Origin of the sequence: Citrobacter sp. Marseille-Q3906 (assembly GCF_916618775.1) — a bacterium.
Classification (GTDB): domain Bacteria; phylum Pseudomonadota; class Gammaproteobacteria; order Enterobacterales; family Enterobacteriaceae; genus Citrobacter; species Citrobacter murliniae.
On record NZ_CAKAKA010000003.1, the window covers coordinates 458102 to 475679 of the forward strand.

At 49.6% G+C, this 17578-nt stretch carries 24 protein-coding genes and 1 rRNA gene; 19 read left to right on the forward strand and 6 right to left on the reverse strand.

Going from position 1 to position 17578, the window contains the following annotated elements; translation table 11 throughout:
- Positions 1 to 3 precede the first annotated feature (3 nt).
- From rpmD to LG384_RS19600, 12 genes are all read left to right on the forward strand, one after another.
- Complete coding sequence (gene rpmD / locus LG384_RS19545) at positions 4 to 183, forward strand: 50S ribosomal protein L30 (protein WP_001140434.1); 180 nt, start codon at positions 4 to 6, stop codon at positions 181 to 183.
- Between the two features lie 3 nt (positions 184 to 186).
- Positions 187 to 621, forward strand: coding sequence for a 50S ribosomal protein L15 (gene rplO / locus LG384_RS19550; RefSeq protein ID WP_045448284.1), 435 nt, complete (start codon positions 187 to 189; stop codon positions 619 to 621).
- Positions 622 to 628: 7 nt separating this feature from the next.
- Positions 629 to 1960 (forward strand): preprotein translocase subunit SecY, encoded by a 1332-nt coding sequence (gene secY / locus LG384_RS19555; protein WP_001118864.1) that lies wholly within the window; start codon positions 629 to 631, stop codon positions 1958 to 1960.
- Between the two features lie 30 nt (positions 1961 to 1990).
- Positions 1991 to 2107 carry a 50S ribosomal protein L36 gene (gene rpmJ, locus LG384_RS19560; protein ID WP_000868187.1) on the forward strand — a complete coding sequence of 39 codons (117 nt, stop codon included), beginning with the start codon at positions 1991 to 1993 and terminating at the stop codon, positions 2105 to 2107.
- A 146-nt stretch (positions 2108 to 2253) separates the two neighbouring features.
- Positions 2254 to 2610, forward strand: coding sequence for a 30S ribosomal protein S13 (gene rpsM / locus LG384_RS19565; protein ID WP_003031135.1), 357 nt, complete (start codon positions 2254 to 2256; stop codon positions 2608 to 2610).
- Positions 2611 to 2626: 16 nt separating this feature from the next.
- On the forward strand, positions 2627 to 3016 hold the full coding sequence (rpsK, locus tag LG384_RS19570) for a 30S ribosomal protein S11 (protein WP_003031137.1): 390 nt from the start codon (positions 2627 to 2629) through the stop codon (positions 3014 to 3016).
- A gap of 33 nt (positions 3017 to 3049) precedes the next feature.
- The gene (gene rpsD / locus LG384_RS19575; RefSeq protein ID WP_003031138.1) at positions 3050 to 3670 is read left to right on the forward strand and encodes a 30S ribosomal protein S4; all 621 of its coding nucleotides are present in this window, start codon (positions 3050 to 3052) and stop codon (positions 3668 to 3670) included.
- A gap of 25 nt (positions 3671 to 3695) precedes the next feature.
- Positions 3696 to 4685, forward strand: a complete 990-nt coding sequence (gene rpoA / locus LG384_RS19580) for a DNA-directed RNA polymerase subunit alpha (RefSeq protein WP_003031139.1) — start codon at positions 3696 to 3698, stop codon at positions 4683 to 4685.
- A 40-nt stretch (positions 4686 to 4725) separates the two neighbouring features.
- Positions 4726 to 5112, forward strand: coding sequence for a 50S ribosomal protein L17 (gene rplQ, locus LG384_RS19585; RefSeq protein WP_001216372.1), 387 nt, complete (start codon positions 4726 to 4728; stop codon positions 5110 to 5112).
- A gap of 107 nt (positions 5113 to 5219) precedes the next feature.
- A complete protein-coding gene (locus tag LG384_RS19590) occupies positions 5220 to 5588 on the forward strand; it encodes a DUF1992 domain-containing protein (RefSeq protein WP_045448275.1) in 369 nt (122 codons plus the stop codon).
- Positions 5589 to 5598: 10 nt separating this feature from the next.
- On the forward strand, positions 5599 to 6024 hold the full coding sequence (gene zntR / locus LG384_RS19595) for a Zn(2+)-responsive transcriptional regulator (RefSeq protein ID WP_045448272.1): 426 nt from the start codon (positions 5599 to 5601) through the stop codon (positions 6022 to 6024).
- A gap of 57 nt (positions 6025 to 6081) precedes the next feature.
- Positions 6082 to 6300, forward strand: a complete 219-nt coding sequence (locus tag LG384_RS19600; protein WP_200013330.1) for an alternative ribosome-rescue factor A — start codon at positions 6082 to 6084, stop codon at positions 6298 to 6300.
- Here the strand turns inward: LG384_RS19600 and mscL are convergent.
- The 5 genes from mscL to def all read right to left on the reverse strand — a co-directional run bounded on the left by mscL (position 6297) and on the right by def (position 11063).
- Complete coding sequence (mscL, locus tag LG384_RS19605) at positions 6297 to 6710, reverse strand: large-conductance mechanosensitive channel protein MscL (RefSeq protein ID WP_045448267.1); 414 nt, start codon at positions 6708 to 6710, stop codon at positions 6297 to 6299. The genes LG384_RS19600 and mscL overlap by 4 nt on opposite strands.
- A 141-nt stretch (positions 6711 to 6851) precedes the next feature.
- Entirely contained in the window at positions 6852 to 8228 is a 1377-nt protein-coding gene (gene trkA / locus LG384_RS19610; RefSeq protein WP_045448264.1) for a Trk system potassium transporter TrkA, read from the reverse strand.
- A 21-nt stretch (positions 8229 to 8249) separates the two neighbouring features.
- Positions 8250 to 9539: a 16S rRNA (cytosine(967)-C(5))-methyltransferase RsmB gene (gene rsmB, locus LG384_RS19615; protein ID WP_200013331.1), complete on the reverse strand. Its 1290-nt coding sequence runs from the start codon at positions 9537 to 9539 to the stop codon at positions 8250 to 8252.
- 52 nt (positions 9540 to 9591) lie between these two features.
- Positions 9592 to 10539: a methionyl-tRNA formyltransferase gene (fmt, locus tag LG384_RS19620; RefSeq protein WP_045448258.1), complete on the reverse strand. Its 948-nt coding sequence runs from the start codon at positions 10537 to 10539 to the stop codon at positions 9592 to 9594.
- A gap of 14 nt (positions 10540 to 10553) precedes the next feature.
- A complete protein-coding gene (gene def, locus LG384_RS19625; protein ID WP_048222827.1) occupies positions 10554 to 11063 on the reverse strand; it encodes a peptide deformylase in 510 nt (169 codons plus the stop codon).
- Positions 11064 to 11192: 129 nt separating this feature from the next.
- Between def and dprA the strand changes: the two genes are divergently transcribed.
- Genes dprA through LG384_RS19655 form a run of 6 tightly spaced genes read left to right on the forward strand, consistent with a single transcriptional unit; the run spans position 11193 to position 14984 of the window.
- Positions 11193 to 12317 carry a DNA-protecting protein DprA gene (gene dprA / locus LG384_RS19630; RefSeq protein WP_225761403.1) on the forward strand — a complete coding sequence of 375 codons (1125 nt, stop codon included), beginning with the start codon at positions 11193 to 11195 and terminating at the stop codon, positions 12315 to 12317.
- Positions 12289 to 12762 carry a DUF494 family protein Smg gene (gene smg / locus LG384_RS19635; protein ID WP_045448249.1) on the forward strand — a complete coding sequence of 158 codons (474 nt, stop codon included), beginning with the start codon at positions 12289 to 12291 and terminating at the stop codon, positions 12760 to 12762. The genes dprA and smg overlap by 29 nt, the downstream gene beginning before the upstream one ends.
- A gap of 26 nt (positions 12763 to 12788) precedes the next feature.
- Positions 12789 to 13331, forward strand: a complete 543-nt coding sequence (locus tag LG384_RS19640) for a type I DNA topoisomerase (protein WP_045448246.1) — start codon at positions 12789 to 12791, stop codon at positions 13329 to 13331.
- 3 nt (positions 13332 to 13334) lie between these two features.
- Positions 13335 to 13907, forward strand: coding sequence for an L-threonylcarbamoyladenylate synthase type 1 TsaC (gene tsaC / locus LG384_RS19645; protein ID WP_045448243.1), 573 nt, complete (start codon positions 13335 to 13337; stop codon positions 13905 to 13907).
- A gap of 1 nt (position 13908) precedes the next feature.
- Positions 13909 to 14730, forward strand: a complete 822-nt coding sequence (gene aroE, locus LG384_RS19650; RefSeq protein ID WP_045448240.1) for a shikimate dehydrogenase — start codon at positions 13909 to 13911, stop codon at positions 14728 to 14730.
- A complete protein-coding gene (locus LG384_RS19655; RefSeq protein WP_045448237.1) occupies positions 14727 to 14984 on the forward strand; it encodes a DUF1488 domain-containing protein in 258 nt (85 codons plus the stop codon). Before aroE ends, LG384_RS19655 begins: the two co-directional genes overlap by 4 nt.
- On the opposite strand, the gene LG384_RS19660 is transcribed toward LG384_RS19655, so the two are convergent.
- The gene (locus LG384_RS19660; RefSeq protein ID WP_225761404.1) at positions 14960 to 15514 is read right to left on the reverse strand and encodes a gamma carbonic anhydrase family protein; all 555 of its coding nucleotides are present in this window, start codon (positions 15512 to 15514) and stop codon (positions 14960 to 14962) included. The two genes, LG384_RS19655 and LG384_RS19660, sit on opposite strands and share 25 nt — an antisense overlap.
- Before the next feature lie 470 nt (positions 15515 to 15984).
- Between LG384_RS19660 and LG384_RS19665 the strand changes: the two genes are divergently transcribed.
- A 16S ribosomal RNA gene (locus LG384_RS19665) occupies positions 15985 to 17526 on the forward strand.
- Positions 17527 to 17578: the final 52 nt, after the last annotated feature.

The following is a 17578-nucleotide window of genomic DNA, read 5'->3' on the forward strand; positions in this document are numbered from 1 at the left end:
ACCATGGCAAAGACTATTAAAATTACTCAAACCCGCAGTGCAATCGGTCGTCTGCCGAAACATAAGGCAACGCTGCTTGGCCTGGGTCTGCGTCGTATTGGTCACACCGTAGAGCGCGAGGATACTCCTGCTGTTCGTGGTATGGTCAACGCGGTTTCCTTCATGGTTAAAGTTGAGGAGTAAGAGATGCGTTTAAATACTCTGTCTCCGGCCGAAGGCTCCAAAAAGGCGGGTAAACGCCTGGGTCGTGGTATCGGTTCTGGCCTCGGTAAAACCGGTGGTCGTGGTCACAAAGGTCAGAAGTCTCGTTCTGGCGGTGGCGTACGTCGCGGTTTCGAAGGTGGTCAGATGCCTCTGTACCGTCGTCTGCCGAAATTCGGCTTCACTTCACGTAAATCAGCGATTACAGCCGAAGTTCGTCTGTCTGACCTGGCTAAAGTTGAAGGCGGTGTTGTAGACCTGAATACGCTGAAAGCAGCTAACATTATCGGTATCCAGATCGAGTTCGCGAAAGTGATCCTGGCTGGTGAAGTAACTACTCCGGTAACTGTTCGTGGCCTGCGTGTTACTAAAGGCGCTCGTGCTGCTATCGAAGCTGCTGGCGGTAAAATCGAGGAATAAGTAGCAGATGGCTAAACAACCGGGATTAGATTTTCAAAGTGCCAAAGGTGGCTTAGGCGAGCTGAAACGCAGACTGCTGTTTGTAATCGGCGCGCTGATTGTGTTCCGTATTGGCTCTTTCATTCCGATCCCTGGTATTGATGCCGCTGTACTTGCCAAACTGCTTGAGCAACAGCGAGGCACCATCATTGAAATGTTTAACATGTTCTCTGGTGGTGCTCTCAGCCGTGCTTCTATCTTTGCTCTGGGGATCATGCCGTATATTTCGGCGTCGATCATTATCCAGTTGCTGACGGTGGTTCACCCAACGTTAGCGGAAATTAAGAAAGAAGGGGAGTCTGGTCGTCGTAAGATCAGCCAGTACACCCGCTACGGTACTCTGGTGCTGGCTATATTCCAGTCGATCGGTATTGCTACCGGTCTACCGAATATGCCTGGTATGCAGGGCCTGGTGATGAATCCAGGCTTTGCATTCTATTTCACCGCTGTTGTAAGTCTGGTTACAGGAACAATGTTCCTGATGTGGTTGGGCGAACAGATTACTGAACGTGGTATCGGGAACGGTATCTCAATCATTATCTTCGCCGGTATTGTCGCGGGACTCCCGCCAGCCATTGCCCATACTATCGAGCAAGCGCGTCAAGGCGACCTGCACTTCCTCGTGTTGCTGTTGGTTGCAGTATTAGTATTTGCAGTGACGTTCTTTGTTGTATTTGTTGAGCGTGGTCAACGCCGCATTGTGGTAAACTACGCGAAACGTCAGCAAGGTCGTCGTGTCTATGCTGCACAGAGCACACATTTACCGCTGAAAGTGAATATGGCGGGGGTAATCCCGGCAATCTTCGCTTCCAGTATTATTCTGTTCCCGGCTACCATCGCGTCATGGTTCGGGGGCGGTACTGGTTGGAACTGGCTGACAACAATTTCGCTGTATTTGCAGCCTGGGCAACCGCTTTATGTGTTACTCTATGCGTCTGCAATCATATTCTTCTGTTTCTTCTACACGGCGTTGGTTTTCAACCCGCGTGAAACAGCAGATAACCTGAAGAAGTCCGGTGCATTTGTACCAGGAATTCGTCCGGGAGAGCAAACGGCGAAGTATATCGATAAAGTAATGACCCGCCTGACTTTGGTTGGTGCGCTTTACATTACCTTTATCTGCCTGATCCCGGAGTTCATGCGTGATGCAATGAAAGTACCGTTCTACTTCGGTGGGACCTCACTGCTTATCGTTGTAGTCGTGATTATGGACTTTATGGCTCAAGTGCAAACTCTGATGATGTCAAGTCAGTACGAGTCTGCATTGAAGAAGGCGAACCTGAAAGGCTACGGTCGTTAACGGTCGCCCGAGAAGTTACGGAGAGTAAAAATGAAAGTTCGTGCTTCCGTCAAGAAATTATGCCGTAACTGCAAAATCGTTAAGCGTGATGGTGTCATCCGTGTGATTTGCAGTGCCGAGCCGAAGCATAAACAGCGCCAAGGCTGATTTATTCGCATATTTTTCTTGCAAAGTTGGGTTGAGCTGGCTAGATTAGCCAGCCAATCTTTTGTATGTCTGTGCGTTTCCATTTGAGTATCCTGAAAACGGGCTTTTCAGCATGGTGCGTACATATTAAATAGTAGGAGTGCATAGTGGCCCGTATAGCAGGCATTAACATTCCTGATCAGAAACATGCTGTGATCGCATTAACTTCGATCTACGGCGTCGGCAAGACCCGTTCCAAGGCCATTCTGGCTGCAGCGGGTATCGCTGAAGATGTTAAGATCAGTGAGCTGTCTGAAGAACAAATCGACACGCTGCGTGACGAAGTTGCCAAATTTGTCGTTGAAGGTGATCTGCGCCGTGAAGTTAGCATGAGCATCAAGCGCCTTATGGACCTTGGTTGCTATCGCGGTTTGCGTCATCGTCGTGGTCTCCCGGTTCGCGGTCAGCGTACCAAGACCAACGCACGTACCCGTAAGGGTCCGCGCAAACCGATCAAGAAATAATCGGGGTGATTGAATAATGGCAAAGGCACCAATTCGTGCACGTAAACGTGTAAGAAAACAAGTCTCTGACGGCGTGGCTCATATCCATGCTTCTTTTAACAACACCATCGTTACCATTACTGATCGTCAGGGTAACGCACTGGGTTGGGCAACAGCCGGTGGTTCCGGTTTCCGTGGTTCTCGCAAATCCACTCCGTTTGCAGCTCAGGTTGCAGCAGAGCGTTGCGCTGAAGCCGTAAAAGAATACGGTATCAAGAATCTGGAAGTTATGGTCAAAGGACCGGGTCCAGGTCGCGAATCTACTGTTCGTGCTCTGAACGCCGCTGGTTTCCGCATCACTAATATTACTGATGTGACTCCGATCCCTCATAACGGTTGTCGTCCGCCGAAAAAACGTCGCGTATAACGCTGTCGTTTCTAGGATTGTTGGAGAAAGAAAATGGCAAGATATTTGGGTCCTAAGCTCAAGCTGAGCCGTCGTGAGGGCACTGACTTATTCCTTAAGTCTGGCGTTCGCGCGATCGATACCAAGTGTAAAATTGAACAAGCTCCTGGCCAGCACGGTGCGCGTAAACCGCGTCTGTCTGACTATGGTGTGCAGTTGCGTGAAAAGCAAAAAGTTCGCCGTATCTACGGTGTGCTGGAGCGTCAGTTCCGTAACTACTACAAAGAAGCAGCGCGTCTGAAAGGCAACACCGGTGAAAACCTGTTGGGTCTGCTGGAAGGTCGTCTGGACAACGTTGTATACCGTATGGGCTTCGGTGCCACTCGTGCAGAAGCACGCCAGCTGGTCAGCCATAAAGCAATTATGGTAAACGGTCGTGTTGTTAACATCGCTTCTTATCAGGTTAGTCCGAATGACGTTGTTAGCATTCGTGAGAAAGCGAAGAAGCAGTCTCGCGTGAAAGCCGCTCTGGAGCTGGCTGAGCAGCGTGAAAAGCCAACCTGGCTGGAAGTTGATGCTGGCAAGATGGAAGGTACGTTCAAGCGTAAGCCGGAGCGTTCTGATCTGTCTGCGGACATTAACGAACACCTGATCGTCGAGCTTTACTCCAAGTAAAGCTTAGTACCAAAGAGAGGACACAATGCAGGGTTCTGTGACAGAGTTTCTAAAACCGCGCCTGGTAGATATCGAGCAAGTGAGTTCGACGCACGCCAAGGTGACCCTTGAGCCTTTAGAGCGTGGCTTTGGCCATACTTTGGGTAACGCACTGCGCCGTATTCTGCTCTCATCGATGCCGGGTTGTGCGGTGACCGAGGTTGAGATTGATGGTGTACTACATGAGTACAGCACCAAAGAAGGCGTTCAGGAAGATATCCTGGAAATCCTGCTCAACCTGAAAGGGCTGGCGGTGAGAGTTCAGGGTAAAGATGATGTTATTCTTACCTTGAATAAATCTGGCATTGGCCCTGTGACTGCAGCCGACATTACCCATGATGGGGATGTCGAAATCGTCAAGCCACAGCACGTGATCTGCCACCTGACCGATGAGAATGCATCTATTAGTATGCGTATCAAAGTTCAGCGCGGTCGTGGTTATGTGCCGGCTTCTACCCGAATTCATTCGGAAGAAGATGAGCGCCCAATCGGCCGTCTGCTGGTCGACGCATGCTACAGCCCTGTAGAGCGTATTGCCTACAATGTTGAAGCAGCGCGTGTAGAACAGCGTACCGACCTGGACAAGCTGGTCATCGAAATGGAAACCAACGGCACAATCGATCCTGAAGAGGCGATTCGTCGTGCGGCAACCATTCTGGCTGAACAACTGGAAGCTTTTGTTGACTTACGTGATGTACGTCAGCCAGAAGTTAAAGAAGAGAAACCAGAATTCGATCCGATCCTGCTGCGCCCTGTTGACGATCTGGAATTGACTGTCCGCTCTGCTAACTGCCTCAAAGCAGAAGCTATCCACTATATCGGTGATCTGGTACAGCGTACTGAGGTTGAGCTTCTTAAGACGCCTAACCTTGGTAAAAAATCTCTTACTGAGATTAAAGACGTGCTGGCTTCCCGTGGACTGTCTCTGGGCATGCGCCTGGAAAACTGGCCACCGGCAAGCATCGCTGACGAGTAACCGGATCACAGGTTAAGGTTTTACTGAGAAGGATAAGGTCATGCGCCATCGTAAGAGTGGTCGTCAACTGAACCGCAACAGCAGCCATCGCCAGGCTATGTTCCGCAATATGGCAGGTTCACTGGTTCGTCATGAAATCATCAAGACGACTCTGCCGAAAGCGAAAGAGCTGCGTCGCGTAGTTGAGCCGCTGATTACTCTTGCCAAGACTGATAGCGTAGCTAATCGTCGTCTGGCATTCGCCCGTACTCGTGATAACGAGATCGTGGCAAAACTGTTTAACGAGCTGGGCCCGCGTTTCGCGAGCCGCGCCGGTGGTTACACTCGCATTCTGAAGTGTGGCTTCCGTGCAGGCGACAACGCGCCGATGGCATACATCGAGCTGGTTGATCGCTCTGAGTCGAAAGCAGAAGCTGCTGCAGAGTAATCTGTAGTAACGTAAAAAAACCCGCCCCGGCGGGTTTTTTTATATCCGTTGCATCCCCACTTATCTAAAATATCTGTACTCTTTTTGTTCATCTTTTGGAGTGTTGTATGTGGCTACTCGACCAGTGGGCAGAGCGTCATATTATTGATGCGCAGACCAAAGGTGAGTTTGATAATTTGCCTGGTACAGGCGAGCCGCTTGCCCTTGATGATGATTCCCATGTTCCGCCAGAACTTCGAGCCGGATATCGGTTATTAAAAAATTCCGGGTGTCTTCCCCCTGAGATTGAACAACGCAGAGAGGCGATACACCTGCTTGATATCCTCACTGGTATTCGCAAAGATGATCCTCGGTATCAGGAAGTGAGCCGACGCCTTTCTCTGCTTGAACTCAAACTACGACAGGCTGGTCTAAGTACCGAGTTTTTACGCGGCGAGTACGCAGATAAACTTCAACATAAAATTAATGATGACTAGCGGAGGGAGCATGTACCGTATTGGTGAATTAGCAAAACTGGCGGAAGTTACGCCCGATACCATCCGCTACTATGAAAAACAGCAGATGATGGAGCATGAAGTACGCACTGAAGGTGGATTCCGGCTCTATACAGAAAGCGATCTTCAACGTCTTAAATTTATCCGCTATGCACGTCAACTCGGTTTTACTCTGGAGTCGATCCGTGAACTTCTGTCGATCCGCATAGATCCAGAACATCATACCTGCCAGGAATCAAAGGGGATCGTTCAGGAAAGATTAAAGGAAGTTGAAGCCCGTATTGCGGAGCTTCAGACTATGCAAAGGTCACTACAGAGATTGAATGATGCATGTTGCGGTATGGCTCACAGTAGTGTGTATTGCTCTATTCTCGAAGCGCTTGAGCAAGGTGCCAGCGGTACAAAGTCGGGCTGTTGATTTATTGAACCGACGAGAATACACTCGCGCCGTTAAACCAAACAATATGGAGTAATTATGAGTCGTTATCAGCATACGAAGGGGCAGATAAAGGACAATGCCATTGAGGCATTACTGCATGACCCACTATTCAGACTGCGTGTTGAGAAAAATAAGAAAGGGAAAGGCAGTTATCTGCGTAAAGGTAAACATGGCAATCGGGGGAGCTGGGAGGCCAGTGGCAAGGAAGTGAATCACTTTTTTACCACTGGCCTTCTTGTTTCAGTGATAGCTTAAGAACGATTATTTTGTTCTTTCAGCAGATCACGAATTTCACTTAGCAATACTTCTTCTTTCGATGGTGCTGGCGGTGCAGCAGGCTCTTCAGCTTTTTTACGGTTTAGTTTATTAATTAGTTTGATGGCCATAAAGATGGCGAACGCAACAATGATGAAATCGAAGATATTCTGTATAAACACACCGTAATGCATCACAACTGCCGGGATATCTCCCTGCGCATCGCGTAGTGTTAACGCAAACTGTTTAAAATCAATCCCACCAATCAGTAACCCAAGTGGCGGCATGATGATATCAGCAACCAGTGATGAAACAATCTTACCGAATGCCGCACCAATAATGACACCCACTGCCAAATCTACAACATTCCCGCGCATCGCAAATTCGCGAAACTCTTTAATAATACTCATTTTATTCTCCCTATGCAGCTGACGTTTATAAGTTTAACAAATGTTTAGGTAATTTCCATTTATGTATTGCTGAAAGATAAATTTATTAATCCATGATAAATAAAGGGAAATAAAAAGGGCGCTGTATTAGCGCCCGAATAATTACAGAAAGAAAGGACTTGGCTGGAATAATCGCTCGACGTCGGTAATAAACTTTTTATCTGTCAGGAACATAATAACGTGATCGCCCTGCTCAATACGCAAGTTATCATTAGCGATCATGACATCATTACCACGTACAACGGCACCAATAATCGTTCCTGGCGGAAGTTTGATTTCGTCTATTGAGCGACCCACCACCCGGGATGTTGTTTCATCCCCGTGCGCGACGGCTTCAATGGCTTCTGCGACACCACGACGCAGCGAAGAAACACCGACGATGTCAGCTTTACGCACGTGGCTCAGTAGCGCTGAGATGGTTGCCTGTTGCGGTGAAATTGCAATATCGATTACGCTGCCCTGTACCAGATCGACGTATGCCTTACGCTGGATCAGCACCATTACTTTTTTGGCTCCCATCCGTTTGGCGAGCATTGCCGACATGATGTTCGCTTCATCATCGTTGGTTACAGCGATAAATAGATCAACTTGATCAATGTGCTCTTCCGCCAGCAACTCTTGATCAGAAGCATCACCAAAAAAGACGATCGTATTCTGCAGTTTTTCAGCAAGCTCAGAAGCACGTTGTTGATCGCGTTCGATCAACTTGACGCTGTAATCTTTTTCCAGTCGACGCGCCAGACCGGCACCGATATTGCCGCCACCTACTAACATAATGCGCTTGTAGGGTTTCTCCAGACGCTGTAATTCGCTCATTACAGCACGAATATGCTGTGAGGCAGCAATAAAGAACACCTCATCACCGGCTTCAACAATAGTAGAGCCTTGCGGACGAATGGGGCGGTCATGACGGAAAATTGCCGCAACTCGGGTATCAATATGCGGCATATGTTCGCGCATTGTTGACAACGCATTCCCGATCAGTGGGCCGCCATAGTAGGCTTTAACCACTGCAAGGCTGACTTTTCCTTCCGCGAAATTAACAACCTGTAGTGCACCTGGATATTCAATCAGACGATAAATGCTATCGATAACCAACTGCTCAGGTGCAATCAGATGATCAATAGGTACTGCATCGGAATGGAATAGCTTGTCCGCATCGCGGACATAATCTGGTGAGCGAATACGTGCGATGCGGTTGGGTGTATTAAAGAGTGAATAAGCTACCTGACAGGCAACCATATTGGTTTCATCGGAACTGGTCACTGCAACCAGCATATCGGCATCATCAGCACCGGCTTCGCGTAGTACTCTGGGATGCGAGCCATGCCCTTGTACTACACGGAGATCAAACTTGTCTTGCAGACTGCGCAGACGCTCACCGTTGGTATCGACTACCGTGATATCGTTGTTCTCTCCGACCAGGTTCTCAGCCAGCGTACCGCCAACCTGCCCTGCGCCCAGAATGATAATTTTCATCAGTCGCGACCCATTATCTCATCACTTTTTGATTAGCTTAGCGTAAAAGAAGCCATCACCTTCTTCCGCAGCCGGTAAATTCTGACGTCCGGGCTGCTCTGACGTACCCGTTTCGCTTAATACTGCATCTGGCGTACGGGCCAGGAAGCCTGCAATCTGTTGCTGGTTCTCTTCCGGTAAAATAGAGCAGGTCGCATAAACCAGCGTGCCGCCAGGCTTCAGATGTGCCCACGTTGCATTAAGGATCTCAGCCTGTAACTGTGCGAGTTCGGCAATATCCCGGTCACGGCGCAGCCATTTGATATCGGGATGGCGACGAATGACTCCGGTCGCTGAACAAGGTGCATCCAGCAAAATACGATCGAACTTCTGCTCACCACACCATTGTTGCGGGTAGCGTCCATCACCCTGCTTAATGGTCGCCTTCATGCCAAGGCGTTTCAGGTTGTCGTATACACGTGACAAACGTTTTTCATCAACGTCCACTGCTGTTACGTTAGCCTCGGGGGCTACTTCCAGAATATGTGTTGTCTTACCACCAGGGGCGCAGCATAAATCAAGGATCTGCTCACCATTTTGCGGTTGCAGATAGCTCATGCAGCCCTGAGCTGAGGCATCCTGGACTGTTACCCAGCCCTGTTCGAAACCAGGTAAAGCCAGTACCGATACAGGAGTTTCCAGCCGCACGGCATCTGGGTATTCCGGATGTGGGAAACCGGTCAGGCCCGCTTCATTCAACAGGCTCAGCCAGGCATCACGGTTGTGGTGGTTGCGATTTACGCGCAGCCACATTGGTGGACGCTGGTTATTTGCCTCAAGAATAGCTTCCCATTGCTGCGGATAGGCACTTTTAATACGCTTCACTAACCAGGACGGATGTAAGAAACGTAGCTCGCTGTGTGCAAACTCAGTGAGTAGTTCTTCCTGGCGGCGTTGAAACTGGCGTAAGACGCCGTTAATTAGTCCTTTCAACTGCGGACGCTTGATAACAACTGCGCCTTCTACAGTCTCGGCAAGTGCCGCATGAGGTGGAATACGGGTATACAACAACTGGTAGAGGCCAACCATGACCAGATAGTGAACTGTGCGCTGTTTGCCCGTCATCGGGCGTTCCATCAGCTGTTTAATTATCCACTCTAGTTGGGAAAGCGTACGTAACACGCCAAAGCAAAGCTCCTGTAACAGCGCTTTATCTTTATCGGATACTTTCTGCTGCATGGCGGGTAGCACATTGCTCAACGACTGCCCTTTTTCAACAACCTGTTCGACGGCCTGGGCCGCCATACTGCGTAAATTAATATGTTTTTTCATAAGCGCAAAAATAAAAATGCCCGGAGAGTCCGGGCTTTAAAGAGATGAACCGTCAGAGCAGACGATTTCCGGGCACGAACCACTCCCGGCGCGAATTAAGCAAATCCTGCGCGCTCATGGCCTTTTTACCGGCAGGCTGCAAAGAGATGAGATTCAGAATGCCATCGCCTGTCGCTATCTGGATGCCCTGACGGGTTGCCTCCAGGATAGTCCCTGGTTCGGCACCGGCAGGTTTATCGATGACCGTAGCTTGCCAGATTTTGACCGGTTGCTCGTCGATGACGATGTAGCTCATTGGCCATGGGTTAAAGGCTCGGATGCAGCGTTCCAGTTGTGCGGCGCTGAGCGTCCAGTCCACGCGTGCCTCTTCTTTACTGAGCTTCTCAGCATAGCAAACCAGCGACTCGTCCTGAACCTCAGGTTTTGCGGTACCAGTTGCCAGCAGATGCAACGTATGCAGCAGACCCTGAGGGCCGAGCTTAGCCAGCTTGTCATAGAGGCTGGCACTGGTATCGTCGGCGGTGATTGGGCAGGAGAGTTTATGCAACATATCACCCGTATCAAGACCAACATCCATCTGCATAATGGTAACGCCTGTTTCAGCATCGCCAGCCCAGAGCGAACGTTGGATAGGGGCAGCGCCTCTCCAGCGCGGAAGCAGAGAACCGTGAACGTTGATGCACCCCAGACGCGGCATATCCAGCACGGCTTTCGGCAGGATCAGGCCATATGCCACCACTACCATTACGTCTGCGTGTAAGTCAGCAACCAACTGCTGGTTTTCCTGGGGACGAAGAGAAACAGGTTGAAAAACAGGTAACCCTTTCTCTTCCGCCAGTACTTTTACCGGACTGGGCATCAGCTTTTTGCCGCGTCCAGCAGGGCGGTCCGGTTGGGTGAATACGCCGACGACGTTATGTCCAGAAGACAGCAACGCGTCGAGATGACGCGCTGCAAAGTCAGGTGTACCCGCAAAAATTATACGTAGTGATTCTGACACGTTGATCCTTGTCCTTAAGCTCGTGCGTTCAGACGGTCGAGTTTTTCAACTTTCTGACGAATACGTTGTTGCTTCAACGGAGACAGATAATCGATAAACAGTTTACCGACCAGGTGATCCATTTCATGTTGAATACAGATGGCTAACAAGCCATCGGCTTCGAGTTCAAAAGGTTTACCATCGCGATCGAGCGCACGAATTTTAACGGTCTCAGCGCGTGGTACGAGTGCTCGCTGTTCCGGGATCGACAGGCAACCTTCTTCAATTCCAGTCTCACCGTTTTTTTCCAGCAGTTCCGGGTTAATTAGCACCAGACGCTCGTCGCGGTTTTCAGAGACATCAATAACAATAATACGTTGATGAATATCGACCTGCGTTGCCGCCAGACCGATACCTTCTTCGGCGTACATCGTTTCGAACATATCATCGACGATACGCTGAATTTCTGCATTCACTTCTTCAACCGGTTTTGCGACTTTGCGAAGACGCTCGTCCGGAATATGTAACACTTGCAAAACTGACATAGTTATCCAGAGTTGTATTCAGGAGTTGGAAAGATTATTACCTCTATTCTAGACAAAACCCCCTCTGATTGACAGCATCAGTGACCAATCGCAAAGATTGCTAAGGCTGCTTGTGGCAGGGGAATAAGGATGACCCACACCGAGATTTGGTTACGTTTAACACGAGTGAGTGAGCTGTATGGTGATGAGATGGTTCGCGTCGCTCACTTGCTTATTGCTCTGCCCTGTATTAACAAAGCGATACTTCAACATGCAGGATTCTCGGAGCGACAGGCAGAGCGTTTCTTAACCTTTCCAGAGTCTACTCTGGATAAAACGCTGCGCTGGCTGGAACTGCCCCATCACTATTTAATTGTTGCCGACAGCATGCATTATCCTTCGCAACTTCGCGCTATTGAGGATTATCCAGGAGTCCTCTTTGTTGTTGGAAATCCCGAATGCCTTCATTCATTTCAGGTCGCAGTCGTAGGTAACCGGCAGCACTCCTGGTATGGCGAGCGTTGGGGGCGTTTTTTTTGTGAAAAGCTCGCTGCGTATGGGGTGACGATCACCAGTGGACTCGCTCGAGGTATTGATGGCGTGGCACACAAGGCCGCGGTGAATATGAAAGGGACAAGTATTGCAGTGCTGGGGAATGGATTGGAAACCATTCATCCAAGGCGGCATGTTCGTCTCGCTGAACATCTGGTTGAGGCTGGAGGTGCGCTGGTGTCTGAATTCCCCCTGGACACGCTTCCTTTACCGCGTAATTTCCCCCAACGAAATCGTATTATCAGTGGTCTAAGTAAAGGAGTGCTGGTCGTTGAAGCTGCACAGCGTAGCGGCTCACTGGTTACGGCACGTTGTGCGCTGGAACAAGGACGAGAGGTATTTGCCTTGCCCGGGCCAATCGGGAGTCCGGGTAGCGAAGGTCCTCATTGGCTCATTAAGCAGGGGGCGACACTTGTGACGATGCCAGAGGATATTCTGGAAAATTTGCAATACGGGTTACATTGGTTGCCAGATGAGCCTGAAAATTCAATTTATTCGCCAGATCACGAAGAGGTGGCATTGCCATTTCCTGAGCTCCTGGCTAACGTAGGAGATGAGGTAACACCTGTTGACGTCGTCGCTGAACGTGCCGGCCAACCTGTGCCAGAGGTAGTGGCTCAGCTACTCGAACTGGAGTTAGCAGGATGGATCGCAGCTGTACCCGGCGGCTATGTCCGATTGAGGAGGGCAAGCCATGTTCGACGTACTAATGTATTTGTTTGAGACATATATCCATAACGAAGCAGAGCTACGTGTGGATCAGGACAAACTGGAACGGGATCTTACCGACGCTGGTTTTGATCGTGAAGACATCTACAACGCGTTACTGTGGCTGGAAAAACTTGCTGATTATCAGGACGGCCTTGCTGAGCCTATGCAGCTTGCATCGGATCCTCTTTCTATGCGTATTTATACTGCAGAAGAGTGCGATCGACTGGATGCGAGTTGTCGGGGGTTCTTGTTATTCCTGGAACAGATTCAGGTGCTAAACCTCGAAACGCGAGAAATGGTGATTGAACGCGTACTCGCACTGGATACGGCAGAGTTCGATCTGGAAGACCTGAAGTGGGTGATCCTGATGGTTTTATTCAACATTCCAGGTTGTGAAAATGCATATCAACAAATGGAAGAATTACTCTTTGAAGTGAATGAAGGTATGCTGCATTAATCAATCTTCGTTCAGTATGAGTTGTTATGGCTAAATCAGCACTGTTTACGGTGCGTAAAAACGATCCCTGCCCACAATGCGGGGCCGAACTGGTTATTCGCTCCGGGAAACACGGTCCGTTTCTCGGCTGTTCACACTATCCAGAATGCGATTATGTCCGTCCGCTTAAATCTTCTGCGGACGGACATATAGTCAAAGTTCTGGAGGGTAAGTTTTGTCCTGTATGTGGTTCAGAGCTGGTGCTGAGGCAAGGACGATTCGGGATGTTTATTGGTTGCAGTGATTATCCTGCCTGCGAACATACCGAACTTATCGACAAGCCTGATGAAACGGCAATTGTTTGTCCTCAATGCCAGACGGGCCATCTGGTTCAGCGCCGCTCCCGTTATGGCAAAACGTTTTACTCCTGCGATCGCTATCCGGAGTGCCAGTTTGTCATTAACTTCAAACCTTTAGCTGGAGAGTGTCCTGAGTGTCACTATCCGCTCCTCATCGAAAAGAAAACCGCGCAGGGTGTGAAACACTTCTGTGCCAGTAAACAATGTGGAAAGCCGATATCGGCGGAATAAAAAGTGAATAATAACCTGCCCACAGACACCATCGCTGCGGCGATAGAAGTTCTGAAACAAGAAAATGTCATCGCCTATCCAACGGAAGCTGTTTTCGGCGTAGGCTGTAATCCTGATAGTGAAATGGCGGTTACCCGCTTACTGGAGCTGAAACAACGGCCAATTGAAAAAGGCTTAATTCTGATTGCGGCTAGTTTTGAGCAACTCAAACCGTATATCGATGACAGCATGCTTACCGATACACAACGTAAAGCTGTTTTTGCTCGCTGGCCAGGCCCGGTCACTTTTGTTTTTCCTGCTCGTTCTTCCACCCCTCGTTGGTTGACAGGGCGTTTTGATTCTCTGGCCGTTCGCGTCACGGATCACCCGCTAGTGGTTGCATTGTGCCAGGCTTATGGCAAACCGTTAGTCTCTACCAGTGCTAATTTGAGTGGTTTACCCCCTTGCAGAACGGTAGAGGAAGTACGAGCGCAGTTCGGTGTAGACTTTCCCGTTGTTGAAGGCGATACCGGAGGGCGTTTGAATCCTTCGGAAATCCGTGATGCTTTGACGGGTGAACAGTTTCGACAGGGGTAATATGAAAGAAGCCTATGCTGTTTTTGGTAATCCGATAGCGCACAGTAAATCGCCTTTAATCCATCAGCAATTTGCTCAGCAGCTGAAGATTGATCATTCCTATGGGCGTGTACTGGCGCCAATCAATAACTTTGTGAATACGCTGAATACCTTTTTTGCTGAAGGGGGGAAGGGAGCGAATATTACCGTTCCTTTTAAAGAAGAGGCATTTGCGCGAGCCGATGAATTGACTGAACGGGCGTCACTTGCCGGGGCGGTCAATACGCTTAAGCGTCTGGAGGATGGGCGTTTACTGGGAGATAACACCGATGGCATTGGCTTGTTAAGCGATCTTGAGCGTTTATCTTTTATTCGCCCCGGGACACGTATTCTGCTTATTGGCGCTGGTGGTGCATCCCGTGGAGTATTGTTGCCTCTTCTTTCTATGGATTGTGCGGTTACCATCGTTAACCGTACCGCATCTCGAGCTGAAGAACTGGCTCAGATCTTCTCCCATACCGGCAGTGTTCAGGCAGCAGGGATGGATGAACTTGAGAACTACGAATTCGATCTGATTATTAATGCGACGTCCAGTGGAATTAGTGGTGATGTTCCAGCCATTCCTGCATCGTTGATTCATGCTTCCGTCTGTTGTTACGACATGTTTTATCAGAAAGGCGCAACACCGTTCCTTTCCTGGTGTGTGCTTCAGGGAGCAAAACGTTATGCTGATGGCTTGGGAATGCTGGTGGGGCAAGCGGCGCATGCTGTTTTACTCTGGCATGGCGTACTGCCGGAGATTGAACCAATCATTAAAAAGTTGCAACAGGAACTGTCCGCATGAATCAGGCGATCCAGTTCCCCGATAGAGAAGAGTGGAAAGCAGATATCAATGCTGTCGTCTTTCCTGCTATGGTTCATGGCATGCAGCTAATATGTGCCATAAAGGGAGAAGTGTTGGCGCATCGCTTTGGTGGCGACACGCCTGAACAGTGGCTGGAGATTTTTCGGATGCATCGCTGGGATCTGGAAGAAGAGGCAGAAACACTGATCCAAGCCCAGCAAGAAGACGATCACGGCTGGGTCTGGTTACCCTGACTTAAATACTCGTCTTTCCACTTCACATAGTTGTTAGCGGAGTATTGTAGACCAGCTTTCTCTTCATCACTCAGTGGGCGGATCTGCTTTACTGGACTTCCCAGGTACAGATACCCGCTTTCCAGGCGTTTATTTTGTGGAACCAGGCTTCCTGCACCAATCATAACGTCATCTTCTACTACCACACCGTCCAGCAGAATCGAACCCATACCGACCAAAACACGGTTGCCAATGACGCAGCCGTGCAGCATCGCTTTATGACCTACGGTGACATCCTCACCAATGATGAGTGGGTTACCCTGTGGGTTAGAAGAGGATTTATGCGTGACATGTAGCACGCTACCGTCCTGAATGTTCGTACAAGCGCCAATTTGCACGTAGTTAACATCACCACGGATAGCCACCAGTGGCCAGATCCCGACATCATCAGCCAGGCGAACATCACCAATGACGACACTGCTGGTATCGATCATCACGCGTTTCCCGATCTGTGGGAAAAGATCCTTATAAGGACGTACTACATCAGACATGTTTACCTCAACGAAAATAGAGCGGTAATGAAGACTTTGGTTGGATTATTGAGACTGTGCAAGTGATTTAGTTATCAAAAATCAGCCAAATTGCGCAGGAATGTAGCGAAAGGGGCAAAAAAACGTCATTCAGTAAAAAAGATCTAAAAAACACTTGTGCTAAAAAATGGGATCCCTATAATGCGCCTCCATCGACACGGCGGATGTGAATCACTTCACGCAAACAGCCGGTCCGGTTGAAGAGAAAAATCCTGATATTCAGGGTTGACTCTGAAAGAGGAAAGCGTAATATACGCCACCTCGCGACAGAGCGCTAAAGCGCGTCGCAACTGCTCTTTAACAATTTATCAGACAATCTGTGTGGGCACTCAATGATACGGATTCTTAACGTCGCAAGACGAAAAATGAATACCAAGTCTCTGAGTGAACACGTAATTCATTACGAAGTTTAATTCACGAGCATCAAACTTAAATTGAAGAGTTTGATCATGGCTCAGATTGAACGCTGGCGGCAGGCCTAACACATGCAAGTCGAACGGTAGCACAGAGGAGCTTGCTCCTTGGGTGACGAGTGGCGGACGGGTGAGTAATGTCTGGGAAACTGCCCGATGGAGGGGGATAACTACTGGAAACGGTAGCTAATACCGCATAACGTCGCAAGACCAAAGAGGGGGACCTTCGGGCCTCTTGCCATCGGATGTGCCCAGATGGGATTAGCTAGTAGGTGGGGTAACGGCTCACCTAGGCGACGATCCCTAGCTGGTCTGAGAGGATGACCAGCCACACTGGAACTGAGACACGGTCCAGACTCCTACGGGAGGCAGCAGTGGGGAATATTGCACAATGGGCGCAAGCCTGATGCAGCCATGCCGCGTGTATGAAGAAGGCCTTCGGGTTGTAAAGTACTTTCAGCGAGGAGGAAGGCGTTAAGGTTAATAACCTCAGCAATTGACGTTACTCGCAGAAGAAGCACCGGCTAACTCCGTGCCAGCAGCCGCGGTAATACGGAGGGTGCAAGCGTTAATCGGAATTACTGGGCGTAAAGCGCACGCAGGCGGTCTGTCAAGTCGGATGTGAAATCCCCGGGCTCAACCTGGGAACTGCATCCGAAACTGGCAGGCTAGAGTCTTGTAGAGGGGGGTAGAATTCCAGGTGTAGCGGTGAAATGCGTAGAGATCTGGAGGAATACCGGTGGCGAAGGCGGCCCCCTGGACAAAGACTGACGCTCAGGTGCGAAAGCGTGGGGAGCAAACAGGATTAGATACCCTGGTAGTCCACGCCGTAAACGATGTCGACTTGGAGGTTGTGCCCTTGAGGCGTGGCTTCCGGAGCTAACGCGTTAAGTCGACCGCCTGGGGAGTACGGCCGCAAGGTTAAAACTCAAATGAATTGACGGGGGCCCGCACAAGCGGTGGAGCATGTGGTTTAATTCGATGCAACGCGAAGAACCTTACCTACTCTTGACATCCAGAGAACTTAGCAGAGATGCTTTGGTGCCTTCGGGAACTCTGAGACAGGTGCTGCATGGCTGTCGTCAGCTCGTGTTGTGAAATGTTGGGTTAAGTCCCGCAACGAGCGCAACCCTTATCCTTTGTTGCCAGCGGTCCGGCCGGGAACTCAAAGGAGACTGCCAGTGATAAACTGGAGGAAGGTGGGGATGACGTCAAGTCATCATGGCCCTTACGAGTAGGGCTACACACGTGCTACAATGGCATATACAAAGAGAAGCGACCTCGCGAGAGCAAGCGGACCTCATAAAGTATGTCGTAGTCCGGATTGGAGTCTGCAACTCGACTCCATGAAGTCGGAATCGCTAGTAATCGTGGATCAGAATGCCACGGTGAATACGTTCCCGGGCCTTGTACACACCGCCCGTCACACCATGGGAGTGGGTTGCAAAAGAAGTAGGTAGCTTAACCTTCGGGAGGGCGCTTACCACTTTGTGATTCATGACTGGGGTGAAGTCGTAACAAGGTAACCGTAGGGGAACCTGCGGTTGGATCACCTCCTTACCTTAAAGAACCGTTCCTTGTAGTGTCCACACAGATTGTCTGATGAAAATTA